Source organism: uncultured Ruegeria sp. (assembly GCF_947500045.1).
In the GTDB taxonomy this organism is placed as follows: domain Bacteria; phylum Pseudomonadota; class Alphaproteobacteria; order Rhodobacterales; family Rhodobacteraceae; genus Ruegeria.
On the sequence record NZ_CANMQQ010000001.1, the window covers coordinates 189,174 to 215,690 of the forward strand.

Genomic DNA, 26,517 nt, shown 5'->3' on the forward strand with positions numbered 1-26,517 from the left:
AGTTCGTAAGAAAAGAGCACACAAACCCGAGCAGGCCGAGACAAAACATGCGAATTCTGGGCATTGATCCGGGGCTTAGAACCCTGGGATGGGGCGTCATCGAATCGCATGGCAGCCGTCTGAGCCACGTTGCCAACGGATTATGCAAATCCGACGGGGACGATCTGGGTGAGCGGCTGCTGTCGCTACACAACCAGATTGTCGAGGTCATTGCCGAGCACCAGCCTGATCAGGCCGCTATTGAACAGACGTTCGTCAACAAGGATGGGGCGGGCACGTTAAAGCTGGGGCAGGCGCGCGGCGTCGCGCTGTTGACACTTGCACAGGCGGGTTTGCCGGTCGGAGAATACGCTCCGAACCGTGTCAAGAAAACTGTGGTTGGTGTAGGCCACGCCGAGAAGGAGCAGGTTCTGCATATGGTCAAGCTACAACTGCCCGGTTGTTCCCCTAAGGGTGCGGACGCTGCGGATGCTTTGGCAATCGCAATTTGTCATTCCTACTATGGGACATCACCGCAGGCACGGTTGAAAGAGGTGCGCGCATGATCGGCAAACTCACTGGGCGGTTGGATTACCGCGCGGCGGATCACGTGCTGATCGACGTGCGCGGGGTGGGGTATATCGTCTATTGCTCGGACAGGACCATGGCAGCATTGCCTGGCGTAGGTGAGGCGGTGTCGATCTTCACTGACATGGTCGTCCGCGAAGACCTGATGCAATTATACGGGTTCCTGTCGCTGGTGGAAAAAGAATGGCACCGGCTGTTGTGCTCTGTGCAAGGCGTCGGGGCAAAGGTTTCTCTGGCAATTCTCAGCGCGCTGGGACCGGATGGCGTTAGTCGAGCAATTGCCTTGGGTGATTGGGGTGCAGTCAAGGCTGCAAAAGGTGTGGGACCAAAGACCGCACAAAGGATTGTGCTTGATCTGAAAGACAAAGCCCCCGGAGTGATGGCCATGGGGGGCACCGTTACCGAAGCCGTGGACGGCCCGGCGCTTGAGCTAGTCGAAGCTGCCGAGCCCGCTGTTGCCTCGAAACGAGCGGCAATACCTGCATCTGGTTCCGCCGCCGCCTCGGCGGGGGCGTTGTCGGCGCTGGGTAATCTGGGCTATGGGCCGTCGGATGCGGCGTCGGCGGTGGCCGAGGCGGCAGCGACCCTACCGGATGCCGGAGAGGCCGATCTGATCCGCGCCGCGTTGAAACTGCTGGCCCCAAAAAGTTGAGCGAAAGGGTAACTGAATGGTAGATGCCGACCCCGCCCTGCGACCCGAACCGATGCCGGAAGACAATGACCGCGCCTTGCGCCCGCAGGGTCTGGATGAGTTCATCGGACAGGCCGAGGCGCGTGCCAATCTGCGTATCTTTATCCAATCGGCGCGTCAGAGGGGCGAGGCAATGGATCATACCTTGTTTCATGGACCTCCGGGGCTGGGAAAGACCACTCTGGCCCAAATCATAGCGCGTGAATTGGGAGTAAATTTCCGCATGACCTCGGGGCCGGTGCTGGCAAAGGCGGGGGATCTGGCTGCGATTCTGACCAACCTTGAGGCGCGGGATGTGCTGTTTATTGATGAGATTCACCGGCTGAACCCGGCGGTTGAAGAGGTTCTTTATCCTGCGATGGAGGATTTTGAGCTGGACCTGGTGATCGGTGAAGGCCCGGCGGCGCGGACGGTGCGGATCGAACTGCAGCCGTTTACGCTGGTCGGGGCCACCACGCGGATGGGGTTGTTGACGACCCCGTTGCGCGACCGGTTTGGCATTCCGACGCGGCTGCAGTTCTATACTGTCGAAGAATTGCACGAGATTGTCACCCGTAATGCCCGTAAGCTGGGCGCTCCTGCTGAGGATGAGGGCGCCCGTGAGATCGCGCGGCGGTCTCGCGGCACGCCGCGAATCGCAGGGCGGCTGCTGCGGCGGGTGGTGGATTTTGCCGTTGTCGAAGGTGATGGGCGGATCACCCGGGAATTGGCGGATGGCGCGTTGACCCGTTTGGGCGTGGACAAGCTGGGCCTGGACGGGGCCGACCGTCGGTATCTGAAGCTGATCGCCGAGAACTACGCCGGTGGTCCGGTAGGCATTGAGACGCTTTCGGCGGCTTTGTCCGAGAGTCGAGATTCGCTAGAAGAAGTGATCGAACCCTACCTGTTGCAGCAAGGTCTGATCCAGCGCACGCCGCGTGGACGGATGTTGGCGCAGAAAGCGTGGACGCATCTGGGGATGGCCGCCCCCAAGGGCCAGAACGATCTGTTTGGTTGAAGTTTCACGCTTTGGATTTTATGCCTCCGGCGGCCGTATTTAGAACGAGAAGAAGGGGCGGGACGTGACACCGGACGAGATCGAGGCGCTGTTCACCCGTGAAAGCGGAGAATTCCTGTTTGCGCGCTGGGGGCGACCGATTGTACCGATCGTGTTCGGGGTCGAGGACGAGACGCTGGCTACGGTCAATGGTGCGTTTGAGGCGGTTGTCGCGCTGGCCGGTCACAAAATGGCCGAGACCGACCCGGAACTGGGTGTCAATTGCATGGTCTTCTTCTTTCGCGACTGGCAGGAGCTTTTGGAGGTTCCCGATCTGGATCGCCTGATCCCGGAGCTGGCGCCGTTGGTTGAGCGGCTGGTTGCTGTTGACGCCAACCAGTACCGCATTTTCCGGTTTGAGGAAGATGGTGCCATACGTGCGGCTTTCGTGTTTCTGCGTATGGACAAGGAGATGTCCGAATTACCGGCGGAAACTTTGGTGCTCAGTCAGGTGGCGCAAACCATCCTGCTGTGGTCCGATGCCGCCTTTCGCAACGCCTCGCCGTTGGCCATCGCAGGTGAGACGACGGTCCTGCGGCCCGATATCGCCGCCTTGATCCGGGCCGCATATGATCCGGTTCTGCCGGGTGCCGCACAGGATGCATCCCATGCGCTCCGTCTGTTTGCCAGGTTGGAGCTGCCGCAATGAAACACCTCTTTCCGGTTCGTGTTTATTATGAGGACACTGACATGGGGGGTGTCGTCTATCATGCGAATTACTTGAAGTTCATTGAACGCGCGCGGTCTGACTGGGTGCGCAAACTAGGCAATGATCAGAACGTAATGAGAGAAGCAGGCATCGTCTGGGTGGTGCGGCGGATTGAGGCAGATTATCTCGCCGCTGCAAGGTTTGAGGATGAGCTGGTGGTGGAAACCGAAATGACCTCAATCTCGGGCGCACGACTGACCATGTCTCAGCTGGTCAAACGTGGAGAGGCAGAGGTTTTTCGGGCAGAGGTGACCGCTGTCTGCATGAATAAACAGGGCAGGCCCGTGCGTCTTCCGGCAGAGATTCGCGCATTGATGTAACATTTTTACCCTCTGGGGTGGTTCTGTTGGCTTTTCACATCCATCTGCGTTAGCGTTTAGAAAATAAGGCCAAATGGTCATCAGGCAAAACAAAGAGCAGGTTCATGGAAGCTGAAACGCTGGCGCTGGCGCAGGAGATCGATTTCTCCATGTGGGGGCTGTTTGCCCGCGCGACATTTATCGTCAAACTGGTGATGCTGATGCTGATCGCCGCATCGATCTGGTCGTGGGCGATCATTATTCAGAAGTTGATCAACTATCGGGCGGCGCGCGGCGAAGCGCAGGTGTTCGATGAAAGCTTCTGGTCGGGCAATCCTTTGGATGAATTGTTCGAACAGATTGGCACCCAACCGGATGGCAGTTCGGGAAAGATATTTGCGGCGGGCATGATCGAATGGCGACGCTCGCACCGTAATGATGGCGGGCTGATCGCGGGGGCGACCTCGCGGATCGATCGATCGATGGATGTGGCAATCGCGAAAGAGGCTGAGGGGCTGCAAAAAGGGTTGCCCATTCTGGCCACGGTTGGCTCAACAGCGCCCTTCATCGGCCTGTTCGGGACGGTCTGGGGCATCATGAACGCCTTCATCGAGATTGCCGAGCAGCAAAACACCAACCTTGCCGTTGTGGCCCCGGGTATTGCAGAGGCGCTGTTGGCTACTGGTCTGGGCCTGCTGGCCGCGATCCCGGCGGTAATTTTCTATAACAAGCTCAGCGCTGACAGCGACCGGATCGTTGGCGGGTATGAGGCCTTTGCCGATGAATTTGCCACGATCTTGTCGCGGCAGTTGGATAGCTGAGGATGGGTGCGGCGGTTCAGCAGAGCTCGGGCGGGAACGGACGCAGGCGTGGACGGCGGCGTGGGCGTGCGCAGCCGATGGCTGAGATCAACGTAACGCCCTTTGTTGATGTCATGCTGGTGTTGCTGATCATATTCATGGTGGCCGCCCCGTTGCTGACCGTTGGCGTGCCCGTTGACCTGCCAAAGACGGCCGCCAGCGCATTGCCCGGTGACAGCGAAGAACCTTTGACCGTAACGCTGACCGAAGATGGCCGGGTACAAATCCAGACAACCGATGTGCAGCGCGACGAGCTTATCGGCAAGCTGCGTGCGATTGCGGCTGAGCGCAGCAGCGACCGGGTATTTTTGCGCGCTGATGGGGCCATTCCCTATGCGCAGGTAATGCAGGTCATGGGCGCTTTGAATGCGGGTGGTTTTTCCAATGTGGGCCTTGTGACCGACACCGGCGGGCCGACGTTGGACGACGGGTGAGAGTGAGGCTGCGCGGTGGATACCGGCACCAAGATTTCGGCAATTGCGCATGTCAGCCTGATCGGCTGGGCATTGTTTGGTGGCACCTTCCGGTCCGAGCCATTGCCGATGGCTGTGCAGGATGTCACGGTGATTTCGGCTGAGCAGTTTGCGGCAATGACCGCCCAGAGTGAGGCGCCCGAGGTGCCGACTGACCCGGCTGAATTGCAACAGCCCGCCGAGCCGGACGAAGTTGAAGCGCCAGACCCTGCACCAGAAGAAACACCCGAGCCTGAGCCTGTTGCCCAACCGGAACCCGAACCTGAGCCCGAGCAGGAACCCGAGACCGTGGAAATACAGCCCGAGCCTGAATTGATTGAACAACCCCCAACGCTTGAAGAGCCCGAGCCAGAGATAGCGGCGCTCCCCGTGCCTCCGGGCCCGGAGGCAGAACCGAGCCCTGCGGATAAGATCGCGCCCGAACAGATCGCGCCGCCACCTCCCGAGGCTAAGCCGGATGATATCGAAACACCTCCGGTCTCACTTGATGAGGGGGCGGAAACCCAGCAGGAACAGCAGGATCAGACAGCACCTGAGGAAGCCGCGCCCGAAATCGTGACCGAGGCGGAAGAGGTCGTTGATCCGGCACCCCGAACCTCTCCACGCCCGCGCGTGCGGCCGAACCGCCCGACACCGCCGCCCGAGCCCGAGGTTGCCGAAACACCCGAACCTGCCCCGACAGAGCCCGCGCAGGACGATCAGGCGATCAACGACGCGCTTGCTGAGGCGCTGGGGAACGGGACCGAGCCCTCTGGTCCACCGCTGACGAGCGGAGAAAAGGATGCGATGCGTGTGGCTGTATCGCGCTGTTGGAACGTGGGTTCGCTGTCGACGGATGCGCTGGAAACTGTTGTTATCGTTGGGTTCTCGCTAACCAGGGATGGCAAAGTGGTTGGTGGCAGTCTGCAGCTGTTGGACAGCACAGGAGGCTCAGCCGCCTCGGCAAAACAGGCCTACGAGACCGCCAGACGCGCAGTTTTACGCTGTGGCGCAAAAGGATATGACCTGCCAGCTGACAAATACGATCAATGGCAGGATATTGAGATTACATTCAATCCCGAGAGGATGCGGATCAAATGATGAAACTTCTGACCAGCCTCTTAGTTGGCCTTACCTTTCTGTCAGCCCCAGTCTACGCCCAAAGCGGTCCGCTGCGGCTTGAGATAGATGAAGGCATCATCGAACCAATGCCGTTTGCGGTGCCGAGTTTTGTGCCGGACAATCCGGAGGCAGCGCAGTATGCGCAGGATATCTCGCGCGTGATCGTGTCGGACCTGACAGGGACGGGTTTGTTTCGCGAAATCTCGTCGGATGCGTTCATCAGCCGGGTAAGCAGTTTTGATGCGCCGGTACAGTTCGCCGACTGGAAAGCGATTAATGCACAAGCTCTGGTGACCGGGGCGGTCAATGTGTCGGGCAAGCGCCTGACAGTTCGGTTCCGGGTTTGGGATGTATTCTCGGGGCAGGAACTGGGGAACGGTTTGCAGTTTGCAGGCACGACCGATGGTTGGCGACGCATGGCGCACAAAGTATCAGATCAGGTTTACAGCCGGATCACGGGTGAAGGTGCCTACTTTGATAGTCGCGTGGCGTTCGTGTCGGAAAGCGGCCCCAAGGATCAGCGGCGCAAACGACTGGCGATCATGGATTATGATGGTGCGAATGTACAATACCTGACCGACAGCGCGGCGATTGTGTTGGCCCCTCGGTTTTCGCCTACCGGTGACCAGTTGCTTTATACCAGCTACGAGACCGGCCAGCCGCGTATCTATGTTCTGGATGTCGGCCGCGTGAAGCGGCAAGAGCTAAAAACGCAAGAAGGCACGATGAGCTTCTCACCGCGCTTCTCGCCGGATGGCCGCTCGATCGTGTATTCTCTGACCCAAGGTGGAAACACCGATCTGTGGAAGATGGATCTGGCATCCGGGCAAAGCGTGCGGCTGACCAACACGCCCGCGATTGAAACCGCGCCAAGTTATTCTCCGGATGGCAGCCGGATCGTGTTTGAAAGCGACAGATCGGGCACCCCGCAGCTGTATATCATGCCCGCCAATGGGGGCGAGGCGACACGGATCAGTTTCGGACAGGGGCGCTATGGCACACCGGTCTGGTCGCCGCGTGGCGATCTGATTGCGTATACAAAGCAAAACAAAGGCCGGTTCCATATCGGCGTCATGCGCACAGATGGGAGCGAGGAACGCCTTCTGACCGCTTCGTTCCTGGACGAAGGCCCCACTTGGTCGCCAAACGGACGCGTCATCATGTTCACCCGCGAAACCCAAGGGGCGAGCGGGAGATCGACGCTCTATTCGGTGGATATTTCGGGCCGGAACCTGCGCCCGGTGCGTACGCCAGATGGCGGCAGTGACCCATCCTGGGGGCCACTTCAGAATTGATCTGACCAACCAGCGGGCGACGTTCACAACAAACCCGCAATGTGATAGAAACGCGGCAATAAACAACAAAGCACGAGGCACTTGAGATGAACCTTTTGAGCAAAGTCGCAGCTATTGGGGCGCTGACCCTGATTGCCGCCTGTTCCAACAACGATCCGTCGGCACTGGGCGGAGGCGCTGGTGGCAGCGGCACGCTGGTCCCGGGCTCGCCCAGTGATCCGCGATCACCGGCCTATTTCCAGCAGACAGTCGGCGACCGGGTTCTGTTCTTGGTCGATCAATCTACATTGTCACCACAGGCTCAGACGATCTTGCAGGGACAAGCGGATTGGCTGCTGGCCAACCCGGATTTTGTTGCCAAGATCGAAGGCCACGCGGATGAGCAGGGCACACGCGAATACAACCTTGCCCTTGGGGCCCGCCGGGCAAACGCGGCGCGGGAATACCTGATTTCGCGGGGGGTTGCGGGCAACCGACTAACCACTGTCAGCTATGGCAAGGAACGCCCGATCGAAATTTGTAGCACCGAGGAATGCTATTCCAAAAACCGCCGCGCGGTGACGGTGCTGACCGGTTCAACCTTGGGGTAAGATGATGCGATTAGCAGGTTTGGTTCTGGCGGCGGTTGTGGCTGTCGCCGGTGTGGCTCAGGCGCAGGATCAGCAGACGCTGGCGGATATCCGTCAGGAGCTGACGGTGCTGCATGTGGAAATCCAGCGCCTCAAGCGCGAGTTTTCGACCACCGGCTCGCCCGCGCCGAACCTGTCGGGCAGTTCTGTGCTGGAACGTGTCGACGCCATCGAAGCCGAATTGCAACGCCTGACGCGTCAGACTGAACAGTTGAATCAGCGGGTGCAGAATATCGTCACCGATGGCACCAACCGGATCGGCGATCTGGAGTTTCGTCTGGTTGAGCTTGAGGGCGGTGACCTGAGCACGCTGGGCGAAACATCGACTCTGGGTGGGGAGACGCAGACAGATGTAGCCGCAGCGCCGTCGCCCACGCCGACACAACCCTCGGTCACGGATCTGGGTGAGCTTGCGGTGGGCGAACAGGAAGATTTCGATACTGCATCACAGGCATTGGCCGATGGAGATTTCGAAACTGCAGCCAACTTGTTTGCGCAGTTCGATCAATCCTATCCCGGCAGTCCCCTGGCATCACAAGCCAATCTACGGCGTGGGCAGGCGCTGAAAGGGGTGGGCGATACGCGGGAAGCGGCGCGTGCCTTTTTGGCCAGTTTCACAGGTGATTCCGAAGGGCCACTGGCCCCTGAAGCGTTGTTTGAGCTGGGTGCGGCGCTTGGACAATTGGGGCAAACCGATCAGGCCTGTATAACACTCGGCGAGGTTGGCGTGCGGTTCCCGACCTCAGCGCCAGCGGCTTCCGCTACACAGGAAATGGCAACGCTGGGCTGTTCTTGACCTCTGACGCCGATACGCTTCGGGCTGAACTTCGGGCGCGTTTGCCCGACCCGCTGCCGAATCGGCTGGGCGTGGCGGTTTCGGGGGGCAGTGATTCGACGGCCCTGATGCGTTTGCTGGCTGATATCGCGCAGCAAGAGCAGATTGAACTGTTTGCGGCGACCGTCGATCACGGCCTTCGATCTGAATCAGCCTCAGAAGCTTTGACCGTTGCGGCGTTGGCACAGCACTGGGGTATCCCCCACGAAACACTGAAATGGCAAGGGTGGGACCGAAAGGGCAACCTGCAGGATCAAGCGCGGCGCGCGCGATACCGGTTGCTGGCAGAATGGGCGGAAACGAATGCACTGCAGGCCATTGCGCTGGGTCATACGGCCGATGACCAGGCCGAAACCGTTTTGATGCGGTTGGGCCGCGCAGCCGGTGTATCCGGGCTTTCGGCCATGTCGGGAATACGTGCAGAGGGCGGGATCACATTACTGCGCCCATTGCTGGCTGTAACTCGGTCCCGTCTGCGGGATTATCTGACTGCACAAAGTGTTTCCTGGATCGATGACCCCTCGAATCAGGATCAGCGATTTGACCGGATCAAAGCGCGTCAGGCGCTTTCCGGATTGGATCAGATTGGTATCACGCCACAGACTTTGGCGCGGGTCGCTGAGAATATGGGACAAGCACGTGAAGCATTAGCACAATTCACGCAGGAATCCGCTCTCCGACATTTGAAGGCAATAGATGGGGACCTATGCGTCGACCGCGAAGGGTTTGGAACGCTGCCTGAAGAAATTCGCCGCCGTCTTGTGGTGGCCTCTGTTTCATGGATCGCAGGTGGAGAGTATCCGCCAAGACACAAAGCGGTGGATCAGGTTCTGGACGCGTTGTCATCAGCTCAGACAGCCACGCTGGGCGGGTGCATTTTCATACCTGATGGCAAAAACACCCGGATTTGCAGAGAGCTAAACGCTGTCAGCGATGAGATCGCACAACCCGGCATGCCCTGGGATCGGCGCTGGATTGTCACCGGGCCGAAAACTGAAGACGCAGAAATCCGGGCGCTGGGTGAAGATGGCATTTTGCAGCTTGAAAACTGGCGATCTGCTGGCAAACCCCGCGCTGCGTTGTTGTCGACACCTGCAGTGTGGACAGGAGACTTGGTAGTGGCCGCTCCTGTCGCCGGTTTTGCCAACCAATGGCGTGCTGAGATGCTCTTGGAACGGTCCGACTTTGCGGCTGTGATTTTATCGCATTGAACCTGCCGCAATCCTCTCTATTTTAAGGAACAACTCCGGCAAGTCCCCACCTGCCGAAACCTTTCAGGAGATTTTCCTTGGGCAACGCTCGTAACATCGCCTTCTGGGTCGTTCTATTTTTACTGATCCTTGCACTTTTCAACCTGTTCAGCGGACCCAGCGGGTCGCTTCAGGGCAATGAAAAAACCTATTCTGATTTTGTGTCCGCCGTCGAAAGTGGTGAGGTCAACAAAGTCACGCTGGACGGTGAGCAGATTCGCTACACAACTCAGAACGGCGCCAGTTACACTACGATCAAACCCACCGACGCCGAGGTTACCAAGCTGCTAATCGACAAAAACATCCCTGTTGAGGCTGTGAAACAACAGCAGTCCGGGTTTCAGTCGTTCCTGATCACGCTGCTGCCCTTCCTGCTGCTGATCGGGGTCTGGGTCTATTTCATGAACCGGATGCAGGGCGGTGGCAAAGGCGGCGCGATGGGCTTTGGTAAGTCCAAGGCCAAAATGCTGACTGAAAAGCATGGCCGAGTGACCTTTGATGACGTCGCAGGCATTGATGAGGCCAAGGAAGAGCTGGAAGAGATTGTTGAATTTCTGCGTAACCCGCAGAAGTTCTCGCGCCTTGGTGGCAAAATCCCCAAGGGTGCGTTGCTGGTGGGACCTCCGGGAACCGGTAAAACCCTGCTGGCCCGCGCAATTGCGGGTGAGGCGGGTGTGCCGTTCTTCACCATTTCAGGTTCGGACTTCGTTGAGATGTTCGTGGGTGTCGGTGCTTCGCGTGTACGCGACATGTTCGAACAGGCGAAAAAGAATGCTCCCTGTATCGTCTTCATCGACGAAATTGATGCTGTTGGTCGCCACCGCGGTGCCGGTTATGGTGGCGGCAACGACGAACGCGAACAGACGCTCAACCAGTTGCTGGTTGAGATGGACGGCTTCGAGGCCAATGAAGGCGTCATCATCCTGGCGGCCACCAACCGTAAGGACGTGCTGGACCCTGCATTGCTGCGTCCGGGCCGATTTGACCGCAACGTGACCGTTGGCAACCCCGACATCAAAGGGCGCGAGAAGATCTTGGGCGTGCATGCGCGCAAGACGCCTCTGGGCCCTGATGTTGATCTGCGCATCATTGCGCGTGGTACTCCGGGCTTTTCGGGTGCCGATCTGGCCAACCTTGTAAACGAGGCTGCGTTGATGGCCGCCCGTGTCGGTCGCCGCTTTGTCACAATGGAAGACTTTGAGAACGCCAAGGACAAGGTGATGATGGGGGCCGAGCGCCGTTCGATGGTGCTGACCCAGGATCAGAAAGAAAAAACCGCCTATCATGAGGCTGGCCATGCTGTCGTCGGCCTGTCCCTGCCGCTATGTGATCCGGTCTACAAGGCGACAATCATTCCACGCGGTGGTGCGCTGGGGATGGTGGTTTCGCTGCCTGAAATGGATCGCCTGAACTATCACCGCGATGAGTGCGAACAGAAGCTGGCCATGACCATGGCGGGCAAAGCCGCAGAGGTCATCAAGTACGGTGAAGACCACGTGTCGAACGGCCCTGCGGGTGACATCATGCAGGCCAGCCAGTTGGCCCGCGCCATGGTGATGCGCTGGGGCATGTCAGACAAGGTTGGCAACATTGACTATGCCGAAGCGCATGATGGGTACTCTGGCAACACCGCTGGTTTCTCGGTTTCAGCCCACACAAAAGAGCTGATTGAGGAAGAGGTTAAACGCCTGATCCAGCAGGGGTATGAACGTGCGCACGAAATCCTGACTGAGAAAAACGAAAACTGGGAACGACTGGCGCAAGGGTTGCTTGAATACGAGACGCTGACCGGGGACGAGATCAAACGGGTCATGAATGGCGAACCGCCCAGTGAAAGCGATGACGAAGGTGATAAGCCAGATGAAGGCAACGCCCCAAGCGTCACGGCGATCCCCAAAACCAAGGCTAAGAAATCACCGCCCGAAGGTGACATGGAACCTGAACCCTCAACCTAACCAGACCGACCCGGGCATTGCCCGGGTCTTTTCTATCTTTTCATCGTGATCTGCATGTTCTCTACTGTCTGCGAAACTTGAGGGTGTTGGACATAATATGCCGGTATTGCGCAAGACCGACTATGTTGCCGAGGTCGTCTGGCTGGGGCACGTCGCGATTGGTGGCTCTTTGACAGCGCAGGTGGTTGACGCGCTTGATCTTGGCTTCGAGGGCGATCGGGGTGCGCGCCATGAGGGGCTTAATCGAGCCTCCTGCGGGCGGGTCGGAAACCTCTATCCTCAAGGCACTGAGATACGAAATGTGCGTCAATTGTCGGTTTTGTCTTCTGATGAACTGGATTTGATCGCGCGTGATATGGGGTTGGATGCGCTTGATCCTTCGTTGTTGGGTGCAAGCATCGTCCTGAGGGGCATCCCCGACTTTACCCATATTCCGCCATGCTCTCGCTTGCAGACCGCTGCCGGTCTGACACTTACGGTCGATATGGAAAACCGCCCCTGCGTTTTGCCCGGGCGTGAAATAGAAGCGGTTTTCCCCGGTTACGGCGCCGCATTCAAAGCCGCTGCGCAGGACCGCAGGGGTGTGACGGCTTGGGTCGAACGGCCGGGCAGGTTGAGCCGAGGTGACCACATGGCATTGTTTGTACCGGATCAGCGTCAGTGGGAACCCTGAGTTTCTGAGACTGCCTCAGAAGACACCAGAAACGGTTCAAAGCCGTTTCACGACTTGATTATGTCGGAAACTAAGTTCACTAAGACGGCGCATAATCGTATGGAATGCACAGCGCCGACTCCCGCGTGTCGGCCATGCACAGAATTCAGTTAGGGACCCAACCCAATGAGCTACAAATCCGATATTGAGATTGCCCGCGAGGCGAACAAGAAGCCGATCCAGGAGATTGGCGCGAAGATTGGCATCTCCAGCGATGATCTGCTGCCCTATGGTCACGACAAAGCCAAAGTCAGTCAAGATTTCATCAACTCGGTTCAGGATCGTGAAGACGGCAAGCTGGTCCTTGTAACCGCGATCAACCCGACCCCTGCGGGCGAGGGTAAGACCACCACCACCGTTGGTCTGGGTGACGGCCTGAACCGCATCGGCAAGAACGCGATGATCTGTATCCGTGAGGCCTCGCTTGGCCCGAACTTCGGTATGAAGGGCGGCGCTGCGGGTGGCGGTTACGCGCAGGTAGTTCCGATGGAAGAAATGAACCTACACTTCACCGGTGACTTTCATGCAATCACTTCGGCACACTCACTGCTGTCGGCAATGATCGATAACCACATCTACTGGGGCAATGAATGTGAGATCGACACTCGTCGCGTTGCATGGCGCCGCGTGGTCGACATGAACGACCGGGCCCTGCGTCAGATTACGGCGTCTTTGGGCGGTGTATCGAATGGCTTCCCGCGCGAAACCGGCTTTGACATTACCGTCGCGTCCGAGGTTATGGCGATCCTGTGCTTGGCCAACGACCTGAAAGACCTGGAAAAGCGCCTGGGTGATATCATCGTGGCCTATCGCCGTGACAAGACCGCAGTCTACTGCCGCGACATCAAGGCCGAAGGTGCAATGACTGTTCTGCTGAAGGACGCGATGCAGCCGAACCTGGTGCAGACGCTGGAAAACAACCCGGCCTTTGTCCACGGCGGTCCCTTCGCGAACATCGCGCACGGCTGTAACTCTGTCATCGCGACCAAGACAGCTCTGAAAGTGGCCGATTATGTCGTGACCGAAGCTGGTTTCGGTGCCGATCTGGGTGCCGAGAAATTCATGAACATCAAGTGTCGCAAGGCTGGCATCGCCCCGTCGGCGGTTGTGCTGGTGGCCACCATCCGTGCAATGAAAATGAATGGCGGTGTAGCTAAGGCTGATCTGGGTGCCGAGAACGTCGACGCCGTGAAATCCGGCTGTGCCAACCTGGGCCGTCACATTGAGAACGTCAAATCCTTTGGCGTGCCGGTTGTTGTCGCTATCAACCACTTTGTCACCGATACCGATGCCGAAGTGCAGGCGGTCAGCGACTATTGTGCGGGTCACGGTGTCGAGGCGGTTCTGTCGCGTCACTGGGAACTGGGCTCGGAAGGCTCGGCTCCGCTGGCTGAGAAGGTTGTTGAAATCGTCGAAGGTGGCTCTGCAAACTTTGCGCCGATCTACCCCGACAGCATGCCGCTGTTCGAGAAAGTCGAAACCATCGCCAAGCGTATCTACCGTGCTGACGAGGTGCTGGCTGACGGCAAGATCCGCAAGCAGCTGCGCGAGTGGGAAGAAGCGGGTTATGGCAACCTGCCGGTCTGTATGGCAAAAACCCAGTATTCGTTCTCGACCGATCCGACCCTGCGCGGCGCGCCCACCGGCCATTCGGTCCCTGTGCGTGAGGTTCGCCTGTCTGCAGGTGCCGGTTTCATCGTGGTTGTATGCGGTGAGATCATGACCATGCCTGGTCTGCCGCGCAAACCGGCTGCCGAGGCGATCTGTCTTAACGACGCAGGTGAGATCGAGGGCTTGTTCTAGGCCGCCGAATAAGACATCTCGTGGTCCGGGGAATCCCCCGGGCCATGAGGAGACGAACATGCCCACTCTGACACCTCCACAAGACTGCAATTCGATGCAGGAATTGCGGGTTCAGATCGACAAGTTGGATCGCCAACTGGTCGAGATGCTGGTGACGCGCGTAGGCTATATCGATCGCGCATCCGAGCTGAAACCGGGCGAGGGTCTTCCCGCCCGCATCCCCGGCAGGGTTGAAGAGGTGGTGCAAAAGGTACGCGCCGGTTCACACGAAGCGGGAATGGACCCGGAACTGGCCGAAAGGCTGTGGCGTATTCTGATTGACTGGTCGATCGCGCGTGAAGAACGTGTGCTCGGCCCAGAATAAAGACCGGGCGCGCTTTGCGCCCGTTTGGCTTTTGAAAGAAGGGATCAAAAGATGGTAGCGCAGGTTATCGACGGAAAGGCCTTTGCCGCCAAAGTGCGCGCACAGGTAGCCGACCAGGTTGCAAAGCTGAAAGAAGAAAACGGCATTACCCCTGGTCTGGCGGTGGTTCTGGTGGGCGAAGACCCAGCCAGCCAGGTCTACGTCCGCTCAAAGGGCAAAATGACCGTAGAGGTCGGCATGAACTCGTACGAGCATAAGCTGGATGTGGACACCTCCGAAGAGGACCTGCTGGCGTTGATCGACAAGCTGAACAACGACCCCGCAGTGCACGGCATACTGGTGCAACTGCCGCTGCCCAAGCATCTGAACGAAGATCTGGTGATCAACTCGATCGATCCGGCAAAGGATGTGGACGGGTTCCACATCTCAAATGTTGGCCTGCTGGGAACCGGTCAGAAATCGATGGTGCCCTGTACGCCGTTGGGCTGCCTGATGATGTTGCGCGACCATCATGGGTCGTTGTCGGGCATGGATGCGGTTGTGATCGGTCGATCGAACATCGTCGGCAAACCGATGGCCCAGTTGCTGCTGGGTGACAGCTGCACCGTCACCATTGCACATAGCCGTACCAAGGATCTGCCTGATGTGGTTCGCCGAGCTGATATCGTGGTTGCCGCCGTTGGCCGCCCCGAGATGGTGCCGGGAGACTGGATCAAGGAAGGCGCCACGGTGATCGACGTGGGTATCAACCGTATCGAACGCGACGGCAAGAACAAGCTGGTTGGGGATGTTGACTATGCCTCTGCTGCCGAACGCGCTGGCGCAATTACCCCGGTTCCAGGCGGTGTCGGTCCCATGACCATTGCCTGCCTCCTCGCGAATACGCTCACCGCTGCGTGCCGCTCGAATGGTTTGCCAGAGCCCGAGGGGCTGACGGCATAAAAACGGCCCAAAAAAGCTTAATTGGGCGAGACCAATATACTCCGGAGAGCGTGCATGCTCTCCGGTATGTTGTTTTAAATGAATTTCCAAACCGTATATGAGCTTACTGAGTTGACCTTGCGTTAATCGGTGATAAGCCTTCTATTCCAATTGTTTGTGGGGTTAAATACCCTCCGTTCTAGTGTTGCCCGGATTTTACTTTGGGGAGGTGTGTTACCCGACATGAAGTCCAGACTTAGCCCGATCTTTTCGTTTTGTAGTCTCCAACGGGTACTAGCAGGTCTCGTTTTCATTCCGTTGCTGGCCTATTCGTTTGCACCCTTTCGGGACATGTCACTGTCATTTTCACAGCGGTTGTTGTTCTGGACAGGTGTGATGGTGTTGGCGCTTGTGGCAACTTGGACAGCAGGAAAACTGGTTCACACACGGCTAAAGTTATCGGGATTGTTGGCCCGGGATCTTGCCTTTGCTCTACTAATTCTGGCTTTGTTTGCCCCTTCATTGTGGTTGCTGACGTGGATTTTGTTCTCGCTGTCCGGCGTGGTGCCCCCTGGTATGCTGATGGTCGTCCCCTATGGGCTGCTGTTTACAACGGGCTTGTTGCTTGTACGGCAGCGCGAAGACGTAGCTGAGCCGCAGCAACCGCCAAGGCCGCGCCTCTACAATCGGCTGCCAACTGGTTTCCAGGGGCAGGTCTATCGGTTGACCGTGCGGGATCACAGCGTTGATGTTGTGACCGGTGAAGGCATCTTCACCATCCGCTCGCGGTTTACCGATGCGATTGCCGAGATGGAGCCGGTGCAGGGTCATTGTACGCATCGGTCACATTGGGTGGTGGATTCGACAATTGTCAGGGCCGAAAAAGAGGCGGGCAAAACCTATCTGCGTCTCAGTAATGGCGAGCAGGTTCCGGTCAGTCGAAAATACAGGCAGAGCCTCGTGGATGACGGGCTGCTTTAGCATTCATCTCGGCATCGGAATTTGCTGCGGATGTTCACCCGTCAGTATCGCCCGCGCATCCGCCGCCATGATTTCAGTGAGTGCCTGATCTGTGCTGCGTAACCCACCGGTATAGGTTCCAAAGGCTGGCAGGATCATACGTGCACGATCCAGTAGGAACGCAGGGCGCGAGATTGATCGCCCACGAATGGTCAACCTTACCTTGGGATGATAGTGGCCTGAAATCTCGCCTTGCGCATTTGGCTGGGCAATGTGGCGAAAGGTAAGGCCGCTGCAATTCCATTCGGAAAGATGCGTGCCTCCTATCTCAACCGGGCCGGGATCGTGATTGCCTTCGATCCAGATCCAGCTCCGGCCAGCCTGTAACGTAACAATCCGGAGCCTGTCTTCTGTCGCCATCGCGAATGAGGCGTCCAGATCGTCAAAGCTATCCCCCAGACAAACGACCGAAGTGGCTTTTGTATTGGACAAGTCATTTTCCAATCGCGTCAATGTCTCGCGATTTTCATAAGGGGGCAGCGCAGAACCGCCCCTGCGTACAATGCGTTCCGATTTTCCCAGATGCAGATCAGAGACGCACAGCAAACCCTGATCGGGCCACCAGAGTGCCCCGGAACCAAGTGCGCACAGTCGCTGCCCCGCAAAGGAAAACTCACATCTGTTCATGATCCGTTCGTTGCAATGTTTCTATGGGCGGTGCAAGAGGTTTCATGCGGGTTGTATTCCAGCGGCCTGCAGCAAGCGGTTGCTTTCTTCGGCCAGAAGACGCTCCTCGGCCTGACCTTTGACCGGTACTTTGCCCATTTCAAGAAAGAGTGGCGCCGCCAATGGTGAAACGCGGTCTAACCGCAATAGATCGATACGATCACCAATCCGGGCGATCATTTCTTCGATCCGGCCGAAATCAACCAGTCCACGCATGGCTTCTTCGCGGGTAATCTGCATCAACAGATGATTGGGGTCGTATTTCAGCAACGTATCGTACAGAATATCTGACGAAAACGTCGCCTGCCGCCCGCTTTTGCGCTGCCCGCCGGTGTTGCGTTCAATCAAACCCGCAATGGTGGCAGAGGCGCGAAAGGTCCGCTTCATCACGGCATTGCCTGCCAGCCAGGTTTCCAGCCCTTCGCGTAACGCATCTGGCCGAAACAGGGGGCGCGGGTCGGTCACTGCGTCCAACCCCCAGACCAATGTGGCATAGTCTGTGGCGACAAATCCCAGCGGGGCGAGCCCGGTTTCCTCCATCCGTTTTGTTAACAACAGGCCAAGCGTCTGCTGTGCGTTGCGACCGGCGAAGCCATAGACGCACAGATGTTCGCGCCCGTTATCGGGAAAGCTTTCGATTAACAGCCGGTCGCGTCGGGGAAGGCGCGATATATCGCGCTGCAATGCCAGCCAGTCGGCGGTGTGCGTAGGCAACTGAGGCCAGTCAGGTTGCGCGAACATATTCAGAATGCGATCGCTCAGCTGCGTGGAAGTGGCGAATTTCGTGCCAGAGAAAGTTGCGATTTTGGGTTTCCTGTCGGCGCGGCGGCTGACCTCGACAACCATATCGCGCAGACCTTCGTATCGAACGATCTGGCCACCGATCAAAAAGGTATCACCCGAGGTCAAAGTGGCGGCAAAGCTCTCTTCGACCTCACCCAGAGGCTTCCCGCCGCGATTGCGTTTCAGCCGCACCTTTAGCGTATCGGTGTCCTGAATCGTGCCGAGATTCATGCGGATACGCTGCGCTGCCCGGGGATCGCGCAATTGCCATCGCCCGTCGGGCCGCTGCTGTAACCGTTGCCAACGGTCATAGGCGCGCAAGGCGTAACCACCGGTGGCGCAGAACTCCAGACAGGCATCGAACTCGGTACGGCTAAGCGTGGCGTAAGGCCCTGCTGCAATCATCTCAGCGAAGAGCACACTCGCGTCGAATGGCCCTGATGCTGCGGCGATCAGAATGTGCTGGCAGAGCACATCCCGCGGTCCCGATCTGCGGGGATCGCCATCCAGATCATGTTCCTGCACCGCTTGTAGCGCGGCGACGCATTCAACAACTTCGAACCGGTTCGCGGGTACCAGCAACGCCTTCGAGGGGGCGTTGTACCGATGGTTCGCCCGCCCGATCCGCTGCACCAAACGTTTGACATTCTTCGGCGCGCCGATCTGGATCACCAGATCCACATCGCCCCAATCAATCCCCAGATCGAGGCTGCCTGTGCAGACGATGGCGCGCAGATCGCCGCGCACCATTGCGGCCTCGACACGCTCACGCTGTTGCCGGTCCAGGCTGCCGTGATGGATGCCGATGGGCAGGCCGTCATCATTTGCCAGCCAGAGGTTGTGAAAGAAAATCTCGGCCTGCGCACGTGTGTTGTGGAAGATCAGTGTGGTTTTATGTTGCTTGATTTGCGCCAGAACTGCTGGGATGGAATAGGCAGCACCCCCACCGGACCAAGGGGGTATCTCGTCGGTCTCCAACATCGCGATATCGGGGTCAGGGCCAGGATCGGCCTGTATGATCCTGCAAGGATCTGGATGACGGGCCAGAAAGCGCGCCATGCCTCCGGGGTCCTCGACGGTGGCCGATAAACCCACGCGGCGCAGATCGGGGCAGAGTGCCTGCAGTCGCGCAAGCGCGAGCATCAGCTGATCGCCACGTTTGCTTTCGGCCAGTGCATGAATTTCATCGACGATGATGCGTTGCACTGCGGCGAACATACGCGGCGCGTCCTCGTATGATGTTAGCAGCGCCAGACTCTCAGGCGTGGTCAATAGAATATGCGGTGGGTCGACACGCTGTCGTTTCTTTTGCGTGGCCGAGGTATCGCCGGTGCGATCCTCGATCCGGATGGGCAGACCGATCTCATCGACTGGCGTGCGCAGATTGCGACGGATATCAGCGGCCAAAGCCTTGAGCGGGGAGACATAGATTGTGTGCAAGCCGCTATGCGCGCCATCGGACAGCTCGGACAAGGAAGGCAGAAACCCAGCCATCGTTTTGCCGCCGCCAGTCGGTGCGATCAACAGCGTTGCCGGATCTTGCGCCCGGTTGAACATCTCTTGCTGATGCGGGTGGATTGACCAACCTTTGGCGGCAAACCAATTGCTAATCCGGGCGGGAATCTGCGTCATCAGTGCAGATTACCCGCATAGGATCAGAATGGCAGGGGGGTCAGTGAATGATCTTTTCTTCCTTGACGAACATATTCGCCCAAGCGCGATCGATCAGGTCAGGGCTCATCTGATAGGGGATGCCTTCAAACTCGCAGATCGAAATCATCTGGTCGATCAGGAAGATCGGCTGATAGTTCGCGTAGATATTGTTGATGGTTGGGTATTTGACCTTCAGTAGATGCACCAGCGCGGCTTCGTCCAGCGGCATGCCGCGTTTGCGGGCCACCATGGCGAAAATTTTCAGGTAGTTCTCTTGGTTTGGACCGTCAATCTTGATTTTGAAGAAGATCCGGCGCAGGGCCGCTTGGTCGAAAATCTCATTCGGGTGGAAGTTGGTTGAGAAGATAACCAACGTATCAAAGGGTACTTCGAACTTTTCACCCGATTGCAGGCCGAGAATATCCTTACTTTCCTCCAAAGGAACAATCCAACGGTTGATCAGGGCCTGCGGGGGTTCGGCCTGACGTCCAAGGTCGTCCACGATGAAGATGCCACCGGTCGATTTCAGCTGCAAAGGGGCCTGATAGGTCCGCGCGGTGGGGTTGTAGACTAGGTCCAGCATGCTGAGCGACAGTTCACCACCGGTTACAACGGTGGGGCGTTCGCACTGTACATAGCGCGTGTCGAACCGTTTGCGGCGACGCAGGCTGTTGGGGTCGTCTTCTTCCTGTTCGATTGCGGTGTGCACAATCGGGTCATAAACAGTGATCACCTGACCGGAATACTCGATGGCGCGCGGAACATAGACATTGTCGCCCAAGGCGTCCCGGATTCCGTTCGAGATTGAGGATTTACCGTTACCCGGCGGGCCATACATAAGGATCGATCGACCGGCGCTGACCGCCGGGCCTAGATGATCCAACAGGCTGTCGGGCAGAACCAGATGCCCCATGGCTCCGGTCAGTTGGTCTCGTGTGACCTGAATGTTGCGGATAGACTGGCGCTTGACCTGTTCGCGGTACACATCCAACGGCACTGGCATCGCGCCGAAGTATTCCGACTGGCTGAGCGCGTCCAACGCGCGGGCCTTCCCCGCATCGGTCAGCTGGTACCCCATCTCGTTGCCCGAGTTCGCGCTTAGGGTTCCTGTCGCCTCAAGCAGTTTCTGTTCCCGTGCAATGTCGATCAGTTCCTGCGTCACGGAGCCGGGCAGGCATACTGCTGCGGCAACCTCGCTTACCGTATCCACATTCTTGCGAAAGATTGTTTTCAGCAAGATGTCACGCATCATCACTACCGGAAGCTGCATTTCAGCCAACCCCTTGGGGGTGGGGGGGGCCATAACGGAGGACGTCTGCATGTTCATGAGCGGGACTCGTCTGTCAATTATCACACCAATGGCCCCATGCAGGGCCGTTTGAGGAAAATTTGACGCGGCTTTGTGGCAGGACCAAGGCGCAGGCAAGGCGCGGTCATGATTGTTTACGATCCGCGAATAATGCCCAGAATCAGATAGATGACGAGGCTACCCGCAAGCGTCAGGCCCATTGGAAACAGCTTGCCACGATCCCAGCTATCCCAATGCGGGGCAAACTGGCGCAGCCGGGTGTGTTTCGCGAGCCGATGCGCAGAAAATGCCCCAAGCAGAGTTGCCGACAGGATGATCATGACCAGCATGAAATCACCGACCCAAACAAAAGCTGCTGCTGCTGCGCAGAATTTGGCGTCTCCGGCGCCCATTACGCCGGCTGCATTCAACAAGATACCGACAATCAGTACGACGACGATGTGAAGCAGCTGCCACAGGTAAACGGGCAAGGAGAGATTTACAGGGCCAAGGTTGCCGGAAATCCAGTCCCCGGCCCATGGTGGCAAAACAAAAAGACCGACGACGAGGTAAACAACCGCCAGGGCCATGACCGCATGGTTCTTGATCCGCATCTCACGCATGTCCGTGAAGGCGACGTAGAAACAGATCGGCAGGACAAATGGTAAGAACCACGCTGCCGCTGCCGATGGTATGAACATGATTTAGGCGTCCTCGAGCGCCCGAAGCGAGCGAACGGCTTCGTCATAGTGCTGCGGATGCGTAGCGATCGCCTCGCGGTACAGGTTCTTCGCAAGGTTCACATCGCCTTGTTTCACCGCTGAAATGGCCATCGTGTTCAGCAAGTTGGCGCGTTCAACCTGTGTCATGGGGACGACCGGAACGCTGTAGTTACCCTGCGCGCTGCGTGCCAGAACCAGGTTGTTCTTGGCGGTGAACAGCGAGTTATCCTGCTGAATCGCCTCAGTAAACAGGCGCTCGGCTTCCGCATATTGCCCGCGTGCCATCTTGGAGTAACCCCAGTTGTTCATGACACCCGCCGGGCGCGTCGTAAGACCGACTGCAGTTTCGTAATAATGGTCCGAGCGATTCCAATCTTTTCTGGAATCTGCCACCAGCGCTTCAAGCCGGTAGCGCTTGAACGTCTCATAGGTGGGCGGGATCTTGTCGAGCGTCGCCTTTGCGCCGCTCCAATTTCCGCTGCGGACCTGTGCATCCGCATATTCAACGCGGTCTGTGTTGTTGGCGCCTTTCATGCTTAACACACGTTTCCAGGCGGCGGATGCTTCGGTGCTGCGTTTGGCCCGTGTCAGGGTGATTGCAAGGCCGCGCTGAAGATCGATCCGATCCGGGTTCTTCGCGGCTGCGCTCTGAAAATAAGTGACGGCCTCGTTCGGGTCGGCTGCATTCAGCATCACGTCATTCAGGTTGGTCTCGTCAATGACGTTCACTTCCTGAAATGTACGCTCGACCTTTTCATCTTCGGTTTCTTTCGCGCAAGCGGTCAATACCAGCCCGCACGCAAGCATCGTCGGAATCAAGAAGGGATGGCGCATTTTTGCGTCCTTTACTGCTCTGCCTCTGTTGCCGGGTTTTTGCGCAGAACGAATTGCCCGTTGCCGCGCTGCTCCAGCTTAAATTCTTGTTCTTTTGGGGTATTATTAACAGGATTTTCCATTTTTGCGAGTGCTAACCGCAAATTGTCACGGATTGCGTCACTTTCGCCATTATCCAGCGCAAAGGCCCTACGGAAAACCTGAGATGCTTCGGCGTATTCGCCTGTCTCCATCAGGAATACGCCAAGGTTATTCCAAGCAACGGGCCAATCGGGATCATCCTCGACTGCGCGGCGCAGCAGGGGTTCAGCCTGTCCGATCCGGCGCAGGCCCAGATTTGCTGTACCGAGTGAGGTCAGGATCTGTGGTGTCATGCCCTCTGTCAGGGCAGCCCGGGTGAACGATTCCATTGCAAGCTCGTATTCACCGGCTGCCATAAGACGATTGCCGACAGCGATTTCATCAATGACTGGGCCATCGGGGTCAACCCCGGGCGCAAACGGATCATCCGGCGCGCGCGTATCAGTACAAGAGGCCACCATGGCGATAACCATGGCGGCCTGTATGAGATGACGCCGGTGCAAACCTAAAGGCCTGAGAACCTTATCACGCAGAAGGTGAGCGTTACTGGTTTCCAAACTCCATGATACCTTTTGCCGAAGGACCAACTAGAATGACCAGAAGCGGGGGGACGGTCAACATCATTGTGGCGAGTGTCATTTTCGTTGGCAACTTGTTAGCGGCTTCTTCAGCGCGCATAACGCGTTTGTCACGCATTTCGTCGGCATAAACCCGCAGAGCCTCTGCAATCGATGTACCAAAGGTGGCCGATTGGATCATGACGGTCACAAAGGCGCTGACGTCTTGAACGCCGCAACGGGTTGCAAAATCTCGCAGGACCGTATCCTTATCCTTACCGGCCTTCATTTCATAGGCAATAACTTCGAACTCCAGTGCGATATCTGGATAAGATGCCTTCATTTCGCCTGCGACCCGGACGATGGCCTGATCAAGCGATTGTCCAGCTTCGACGCAGACCAGCATCAGATCAAGTGTGTCCGGAAAACCGTTGACGATCGCTTCCTGACGCTCGGCGACACGTCGAGTAATCCAGTATTTGGGCACAAAATAGCCGACGAGCCCCGGGCCCAAAACGCGAATGAGAATCTGAGTCGAGTCAAACTCCTGATCGCCCGCAAATACAGTGACCAGCGAGATGCCAATCAAGATTCCAACAATTCCCAATGCAAACTGTGAAAAATGATAAAAACGGACCGCATCTTTTGATTGGTAGCCCGCCTGTCGCAGCTTGAGCTTAACGGCTGAGTATTCCTCTTCGTCTTTAGGTTCGAGGAAGTTGGCAAATTTCTCAAGCTGCTCGTTGCGGCTTGCATTCCTAAGGCGTTCTTTCTTTTCTTTTTTGTTCTTTTTAGGGGCTGAATTCGAACGCTGCAGCTTTTTCAGAGGATCTTCCGGCTGATTCAGCATCAGTGGGATCGTAACGAGGATCATGAACAACCCCAGAACGCCCACGACAATCAGAGGGCCGAACTCACCCAGGTGCGTCTTTAGCAACTCATTGATTTGGCTTAGAACTTCCATGGTGACCCCCCTAAACCTTAATGTCTGTCAGGATTTTCATTACGATCAAGTTCAAAGTCAGCATGATGCCAACAAAGAAACAGGCGGGGATGAAAAACGGATGGTCCATGACTGAATCATAGTAGTTCGGATCCTTGATCAGAATGAACAAGAGACATGCAAGTGGAAAGCCCGATAGAAACTTCCCTGACCATTTTGCCTCTGCGGTGATGGCATTGACCCGACGGAACAGGCGGAATCTGGCCCGGATCACTTTCGCCAAACCGGCCAAGATATCGGCAAGGTTGCCCCCTGATTGTTGTTGAATGGAAACCGCGACAGCTAGAAAGCGCAAATCTTGCATGTCCAGTCGTTCCGCCATGTCCTTGAGCGCTTCGCCGACATCCCGACCATAGGCCGCTTCATCCGAGATGATGCCGAACTCGGTTGCGAGGGGGTCCTCGACCTCGTTTGCGACGATCTGGATCGAGGAAACAAACGGGTTACCGACGCGCAACGACCGCACCATGAGTTCGACCGCATCCGGCAGCTGTTCTTCGATCAAAGCCATGCGTTTCTTGGCTTTGTTGCTGACCCAAGTATAGACCGCGCCAATACCAATACCTCCGGACAGCGCGATGCGAAGCGTCAATTCGGTGCCTGTGGCGATGCTAAGGGCCATGAAGACCAGGCCCGACACCAGGGCCATAATCAAGATCAACTGCCTGGGTGAGAAGGCAATCGCGGCTTTTTGGGCTTTGTCAGCCAAAAGCGAATAGAGCGGGATGCTCTGCGACTTCATATGCTGCTGCATTTCCTTGCGCAGCTGTTCCAGAACCTGTTCGCGGCCGACACCTTTGTCGATCATATCCAGCCTGCGATTGACGCGGCTGTTCAGGCTGATCGATTTCCCAAAGGCGACAAGATAAATACCTTCGACCAGGGCAAAAACCCCGACGAAAATCACGACATAGATGAGCGCCTCGACCGGCAGTTGCATAACTCTTTTCCCCTACATCGTGGTTGGATCGTAGATTGAGGCGGGTAGGTCGAAGCCCCACAGACGGAACCGCTCTGAGAAGTGACTACGCACGCCCGTCGCAGTGAAATGACCGATAATCTTATTATCTGGCGTCAGTCCAACGCGTTGAAATTTAAACAATTCCTGCATTGAGATCACATCACCTTCCATCCCGGTAATTTCGGTGATCGAAGTCATGCGGCGCGAACCGTCTTGCAGACGGCTGGCCTGCACGATCAGGTTCACAGCGCTTGAGATCTGACTGCGAACGGCTTTGATCGGCATCTCGATTCCGGCCATGGCGATCATGTTTTCCAAACGCGAGATACCATCGCGGGCCGAGTTGGCGTGGATCGTGGTCATCGAACCGTCGTGACCTGTGTTCATAGCCTGCAACATGTCGATCACTTCGGCGCCACGCGTCTCACCCACGATAATGCGGTCGGGACGCATACGCAGGGCGTTTTTCAGACAGTCGCGCGGGCTAACCTCACCCTTGCCTTCCACGTTGGGTGGGCGGCTTTCCATGCGCCCCACGTGGGTCTGCTGAAGCTGAAGTTCCGCTGTATCCTCGATGGTCAGAATACGCTCGGCATCATCGATAAAGCCGGACAGGGCGTTGAGAGTTGTGGTCTTACCAGAACCGGTACCACCCGAAACGATGATATTAAGACGAGTTGATACTGCTGCTTGCAAAAAGGCGGCCATTTCTTCGGTAAAGGCCCCGAAGTTTACCAGATCGTCGATGCCCAGCTTGTCCTTTTTGAACTTACGAATGGATACAAGCGAACCATCCACCGCAATCGGTGGAACCATCGCGTTGAAACGCGAACCATCGGCCAGGCGGGCGTCAACGTAGGGGTTGGATTCATCAACACGACGACCCACAGCGGACACGATCTTGTCGATGATCCGCATCAGGTGCTTTTCGTCTTTGAACGTGATGTCGCTGATTTCCAGCTTACCCGCACGTTCCACAAAGATCTGCTGTGGCCCGTTCACCAGAATATCGTTGACCGTGTCGTCCTGAAGCAAGGTTTCCAGTGGCCCAAGGCCAGTGACCTCATCGTAGAGTTCTTTGTTGAGCTGTGTGCGGTCTTCGCGGTTCAATACGATGTTGCGCGATTCCAGAACTTCGCTGGAAATTGCACTGATTTCCGAACGCAGCTCGGATTCTGCAGCTTTCTCAAGCGCCGCCAGGTTCAGGTTTTCAAGCAGTTCGCGGTGCAGCTCCAGCTTGATTTCACCCAAACGCTCTTTGCGTTTACGTTCTTTGTCGTTGGTGGAAAATTCCGCGACCTTCTTCTGGACCGGTTTGCGCACGACATTGGTTGAGGCGGACGCCGCGGCGGGCGCGGCGGCCTCGGCCTTTTCTGGCGCCGGGGTTTGAACCGGCTGCGCTGTAGGCTGTTTCTTGTATCTTGAAAACACGGCAGCTCCCCTTTTGTG

General features: G+C 57.3%; 27 protein-coding genes. 18 read left to right on the forward strand and 9 right to left on the reverse strand.

Annotated features, from left to right (window positions below; genetic code table 11):
- The first annotated feature begins 47 nt into the window (after nucleotides 1-47).
- From ruvC to Q1B46_RS01065, 18 genes are all read left to right on the forward strand, one after another.
- Nucleotides 48-545 (forward strand): crossover junction endodeoxyribonuclease RuvC, encoded by a 498-nt coding sequence (ruvC, locus tag Q1B46_RS00980; protein WP_299667418.1) that lies wholly within the window; start codon nucleotides 48-50, stop codon nucleotides 543-545.
- Nucleotides 542-1,219: a Holliday junction branch migration protein RuvA gene (gene ruvA, locus Q1B46_RS00985; protein WP_299943665.1), complete on the forward strand. Its 678-nt coding sequence runs from the start codon at nucleotides 542-544 to the stop codon at nucleotides 1,217-1,219. The genes ruvC and ruvA overlap by 4 nt, the downstream gene beginning before the upstream one ends.
- 16 nt (nucleotides 1,220-1,235) lie before the next feature.
- Complete coding sequence (gene ruvB / locus Q1B46_RS00990; RefSeq protein WP_299943668.1) at nucleotides 1,236-2,255, forward strand: Holliday junction branch migration DNA helicase RuvB; 1,020 nt, start codon at nucleotides 1,236-1,238, stop codon at nucleotides 2,253-2,255.
- 64 nt (nucleotides 2,256-2,319) lie between these two features.
- Complete coding sequence (locus Q1B46_RS00995) at nucleotides 2,320-2,943, forward strand: hypothetical protein (protein ID WP_299943671.1); 624 nt, start codon at nucleotides 2,320-2,322, stop codon at nucleotides 2,941-2,943.
- On the forward strand, nucleotides 2,940-3,323 hold the full coding sequence (gene ybgC, locus Q1B46_RS01000; protein WP_299943674.1) for a tol-pal system-associated acyl-CoA thioesterase: 384 nt from the start codon (nucleotides 2,940-2,942) through the stop codon (nucleotides 3,321-3,323). The genes Q1B46_RS00995 and ybgC overlap by 4 nt, the downstream gene beginning before the upstream one ends.
- Nucleotides 3,324-3,427: 104 nt before the next feature.
- Nucleotides 3,428-4,123 (forward strand): protein TolQ, encoded by a 696-nt coding sequence (gene tolQ, locus Q1B46_RS01005; RefSeq protein ID WP_299943678.1) that lies wholly within the window; start codon nucleotides 3,428-3,430, stop codon nucleotides 4,121-4,123.
- A 2-nt stretch (nucleotides 4,124-4,125) separates the two neighbouring features.
- Nucleotides 4,126-4,596 (forward strand): protein TolR, encoded by a 471-nt coding sequence (gene tolR / locus Q1B46_RS01010; protein WP_299943681.1) that lies wholly within the window; start codon nucleotides 4,126-4,128, stop codon nucleotides 4,594-4,596.
- A gap of 15 nt (nucleotides 4,597-4,611) precedes the next feature.
- Entirely contained in the window at nucleotides 4,612-5,715 is a 1,104-nt protein-coding gene (locus Q1B46_RS01015) for an energy transducer TonB (RefSeq protein WP_299943683.1), read from the forward strand.
- Complete coding sequence (tolB, locus tag Q1B46_RS01020) at nucleotides 5,712-7,031, forward strand: Tol-Pal system beta propeller repeat protein TolB (protein WP_299943686.1); 1,320 nt, start codon at nucleotides 5,712-5,714, stop codon at nucleotides 7,029-7,031. Before Q1B46_RS01015 ends, tolB begins: the two co-directional genes overlap by 4 nt.
- Nucleotides 7,032-7,117: 86 nt before the next feature.
- Entirely contained in the window at nucleotides 7,118-7,621 is a 504-nt protein-coding gene (pal, locus tag Q1B46_RS01025; RefSeq protein WP_299667447.1) for a peptidoglycan-associated lipoprotein Pal, read from the forward strand.
- Between the two features lie 4 nt (nucleotides 7,622-7,625).
- Nucleotides 7,626-8,456 carry a tol-pal system protein YbgF gene (gene ybgF, locus Q1B46_RS01030; RefSeq protein ID WP_299943689.1) on the forward strand — a complete coding sequence of 277 codons (831 nt, stop codon included), beginning with the start codon at nucleotides 7,626-7,628 and terminating at the stop codon, nucleotides 8,454-8,456.
- Nucleotides 8,453-9,706 carry a tRNA lysidine(34) synthetase TilS gene (gene tilS / locus Q1B46_RS01035; protein WP_299943692.1) on the forward strand — a complete coding sequence of 418 codons (1,254 nt, stop codon included), beginning with the start codon at nucleotides 8,453-8,455 and terminating at the stop codon, nucleotides 9,704-9,706. The genes ybgF and tilS overlap by 4 nt, the downstream gene beginning before the upstream one ends.
- Nucleotides 9,707-9,783: 77 nt before the next feature.
- Entirely contained in the window at nucleotides 9,784-11,700 is a 1,917-nt protein-coding gene (gene ftsH / locus Q1B46_RS01040; RefSeq protein ID WP_299943695.1) for an ATP-dependent zinc metalloprotease FtsH, read from the forward strand.
- A gap of 97 nt (nucleotides 11,701-11,797) precedes the next feature.
- Nucleotides 11,798-12,373: a sulfurase gene (locus tag Q1B46_RS01045; protein ID WP_299943698.1), complete on the forward strand. Its 576-nt coding sequence runs from the start codon at nucleotides 11,798-11,800 to the stop codon at nucleotides 12,371-12,373.
- 165 nt (nucleotides 12,374-12,538) lie between these two features.
- Nucleotides 12,539-14,215, forward strand: coding sequence for a formate--tetrahydrofolate ligase (locus Q1B46_RS01050; RefSeq protein WP_299943701.1), 1,677 nt, complete (start codon nucleotides 12,539-12,541; stop codon nucleotides 14,213-14,215).
- A gap of 58 nt (nucleotides 14,216-14,273) precedes the next feature.
- Nucleotides 14,274-14,579 carry a chorismate mutase gene (locus Q1B46_RS01055; RefSeq protein ID WP_299943704.1) on the forward strand — a complete coding sequence of 102 codons (306 nt, stop codon included), beginning with the start codon at nucleotides 14,274-14,276 and terminating at the stop codon, nucleotides 14,577-14,579.
- A 51-nt stretch (nucleotides 14,580-14,630) separates the two neighbouring features.
- Nucleotides 14,631-15,521, forward strand: coding sequence for a bifunctional methylenetetrahydrofolate dehydrogenase/methenyltetrahydrofolate cyclohydrolase FolD (gene folD / locus Q1B46_RS01060; RefSeq protein WP_299943707.1), 891 nt, complete (start codon nucleotides 14,631-14,633; stop codon nucleotides 15,519-15,521).
- A gap of 222 nt (nucleotides 15,522-15,743) precedes the next feature.
- Nucleotides 15,744-16,481: a LytTR family DNA-binding domain-containing protein gene (locus Q1B46_RS01065; protein WP_299943710.1), complete on the forward strand. Its 738-nt coding sequence runs from the start codon at nucleotides 15,744-15,746 to the stop codon at nucleotides 16,479-16,481.
- A gap of 3 nt (nucleotides 16,482-16,484) precedes the next feature.
- Here the strand turns inward: Q1B46_RS01065 and pdeM are convergent, their stop codons facing one another.
- The 9 genes from pdeM to Q1B46_RS01110 form a co-directional block, all read right to left on the reverse strand.
- Complete coding sequence (pdeM, locus tag Q1B46_RS01070; protein ID WP_299943713.1) at nucleotides 16,485-17,147, reverse strand: ligase-associated DNA damage response endonuclease PdeM; 663 nt, start codon at nucleotides 17,145-17,147, stop codon at nucleotides 16,485-16,487.
- Nucleotides 17,148-17,189: 42 nt separating this feature from the next.
- Complete coding sequence (locus Q1B46_RS01075) at nucleotides 17,190-19,601, reverse strand: ligase-associated DNA damage response DEXH box helicase (RefSeq protein ID WP_299943716.1); 2,412 nt, start codon at nucleotides 19,599-19,601, stop codon at nucleotides 17,190-17,192.
- 40 nt (nucleotides 19,602-19,641) lie between these two features.
- Nucleotides 19,642-20,949, reverse strand: a complete 1,308-nt coding sequence (locus Q1B46_RS01080) for an ATPase (RefSeq protein ID WP_299943718.1) — start codon at nucleotides 20,947-20,949, stop codon at nucleotides 19,642-19,644.
- A 116-nt stretch (nucleotides 20,950-21,065) separates the two neighbouring features.
- Nucleotides 21,066-21,611 (reverse strand): prepilin peptidase, encoded by a 546-nt coding sequence (locus Q1B46_RS01085; RefSeq protein WP_299943721.1) that lies wholly within the window; start codon nucleotides 21,609-21,611, stop codon nucleotides 21,066-21,068.
- A 3-nt stretch (nucleotides 21,612-21,614) separates the two neighbouring features.
- Nucleotides 21,615-22,466 carry a tetratricopeptide repeat protein gene (locus Q1B46_RS01090; protein ID WP_299943724.1) on the reverse strand — a complete coding sequence of 284 codons (852 nt, stop codon included), beginning with the start codon at nucleotides 22,464-22,466 and terminating at the stop codon, nucleotides 21,615-21,617.
- An 11-nt stretch (nucleotides 22,467-22,477) separates the two neighbouring features.
- Nucleotides 22,478-23,020 (reverse strand): tetratricopeptide repeat protein, encoded by a 543-nt coding sequence (locus tag Q1B46_RS01095; RefSeq protein ID WP_299943726.1) that lies wholly within the window; start codon nucleotides 23,018-23,020, stop codon nucleotides 22,478-22,480.
- A 70-nt stretch (nucleotides 23,021-23,090) separates the two neighbouring features.
- Entirely contained in the window at nucleotides 23,091-24,068 is a 978-nt protein-coding gene (locus tag Q1B46_RS01100; RefSeq protein WP_299943729.1) for a type II secretion system F family protein, read from the reverse strand.
- A 10-nt stretch (nucleotides 24,069-24,078) separates the two neighbouring features.
- Nucleotides 24,079-25,047 carry a type II secretion system F family protein gene (locus Q1B46_RS01105; RefSeq protein ID WP_299943732.1) on the reverse strand — a complete coding sequence of 323 codons (969 nt, stop codon included), beginning with the start codon at nucleotides 25,045-25,047 and terminating at the stop codon, nucleotides 24,079-24,081.
- A gap of 12 nt (nucleotides 25,048-25,059) precedes the next feature.
- The gene (locus Q1B46_RS01110) at nucleotides 25,060-26,499 is read right to left on the reverse strand and encodes a CpaF family protein (RefSeq protein WP_299658918.1); all 1,440 of its coding nucleotides are present in this window, start codon (nucleotides 26,497-26,499) and stop codon (nucleotides 25,060-25,062) included.
- Between the last annotated feature and the right edge of the window lie 18 nt (nucleotides 26,500-26,517).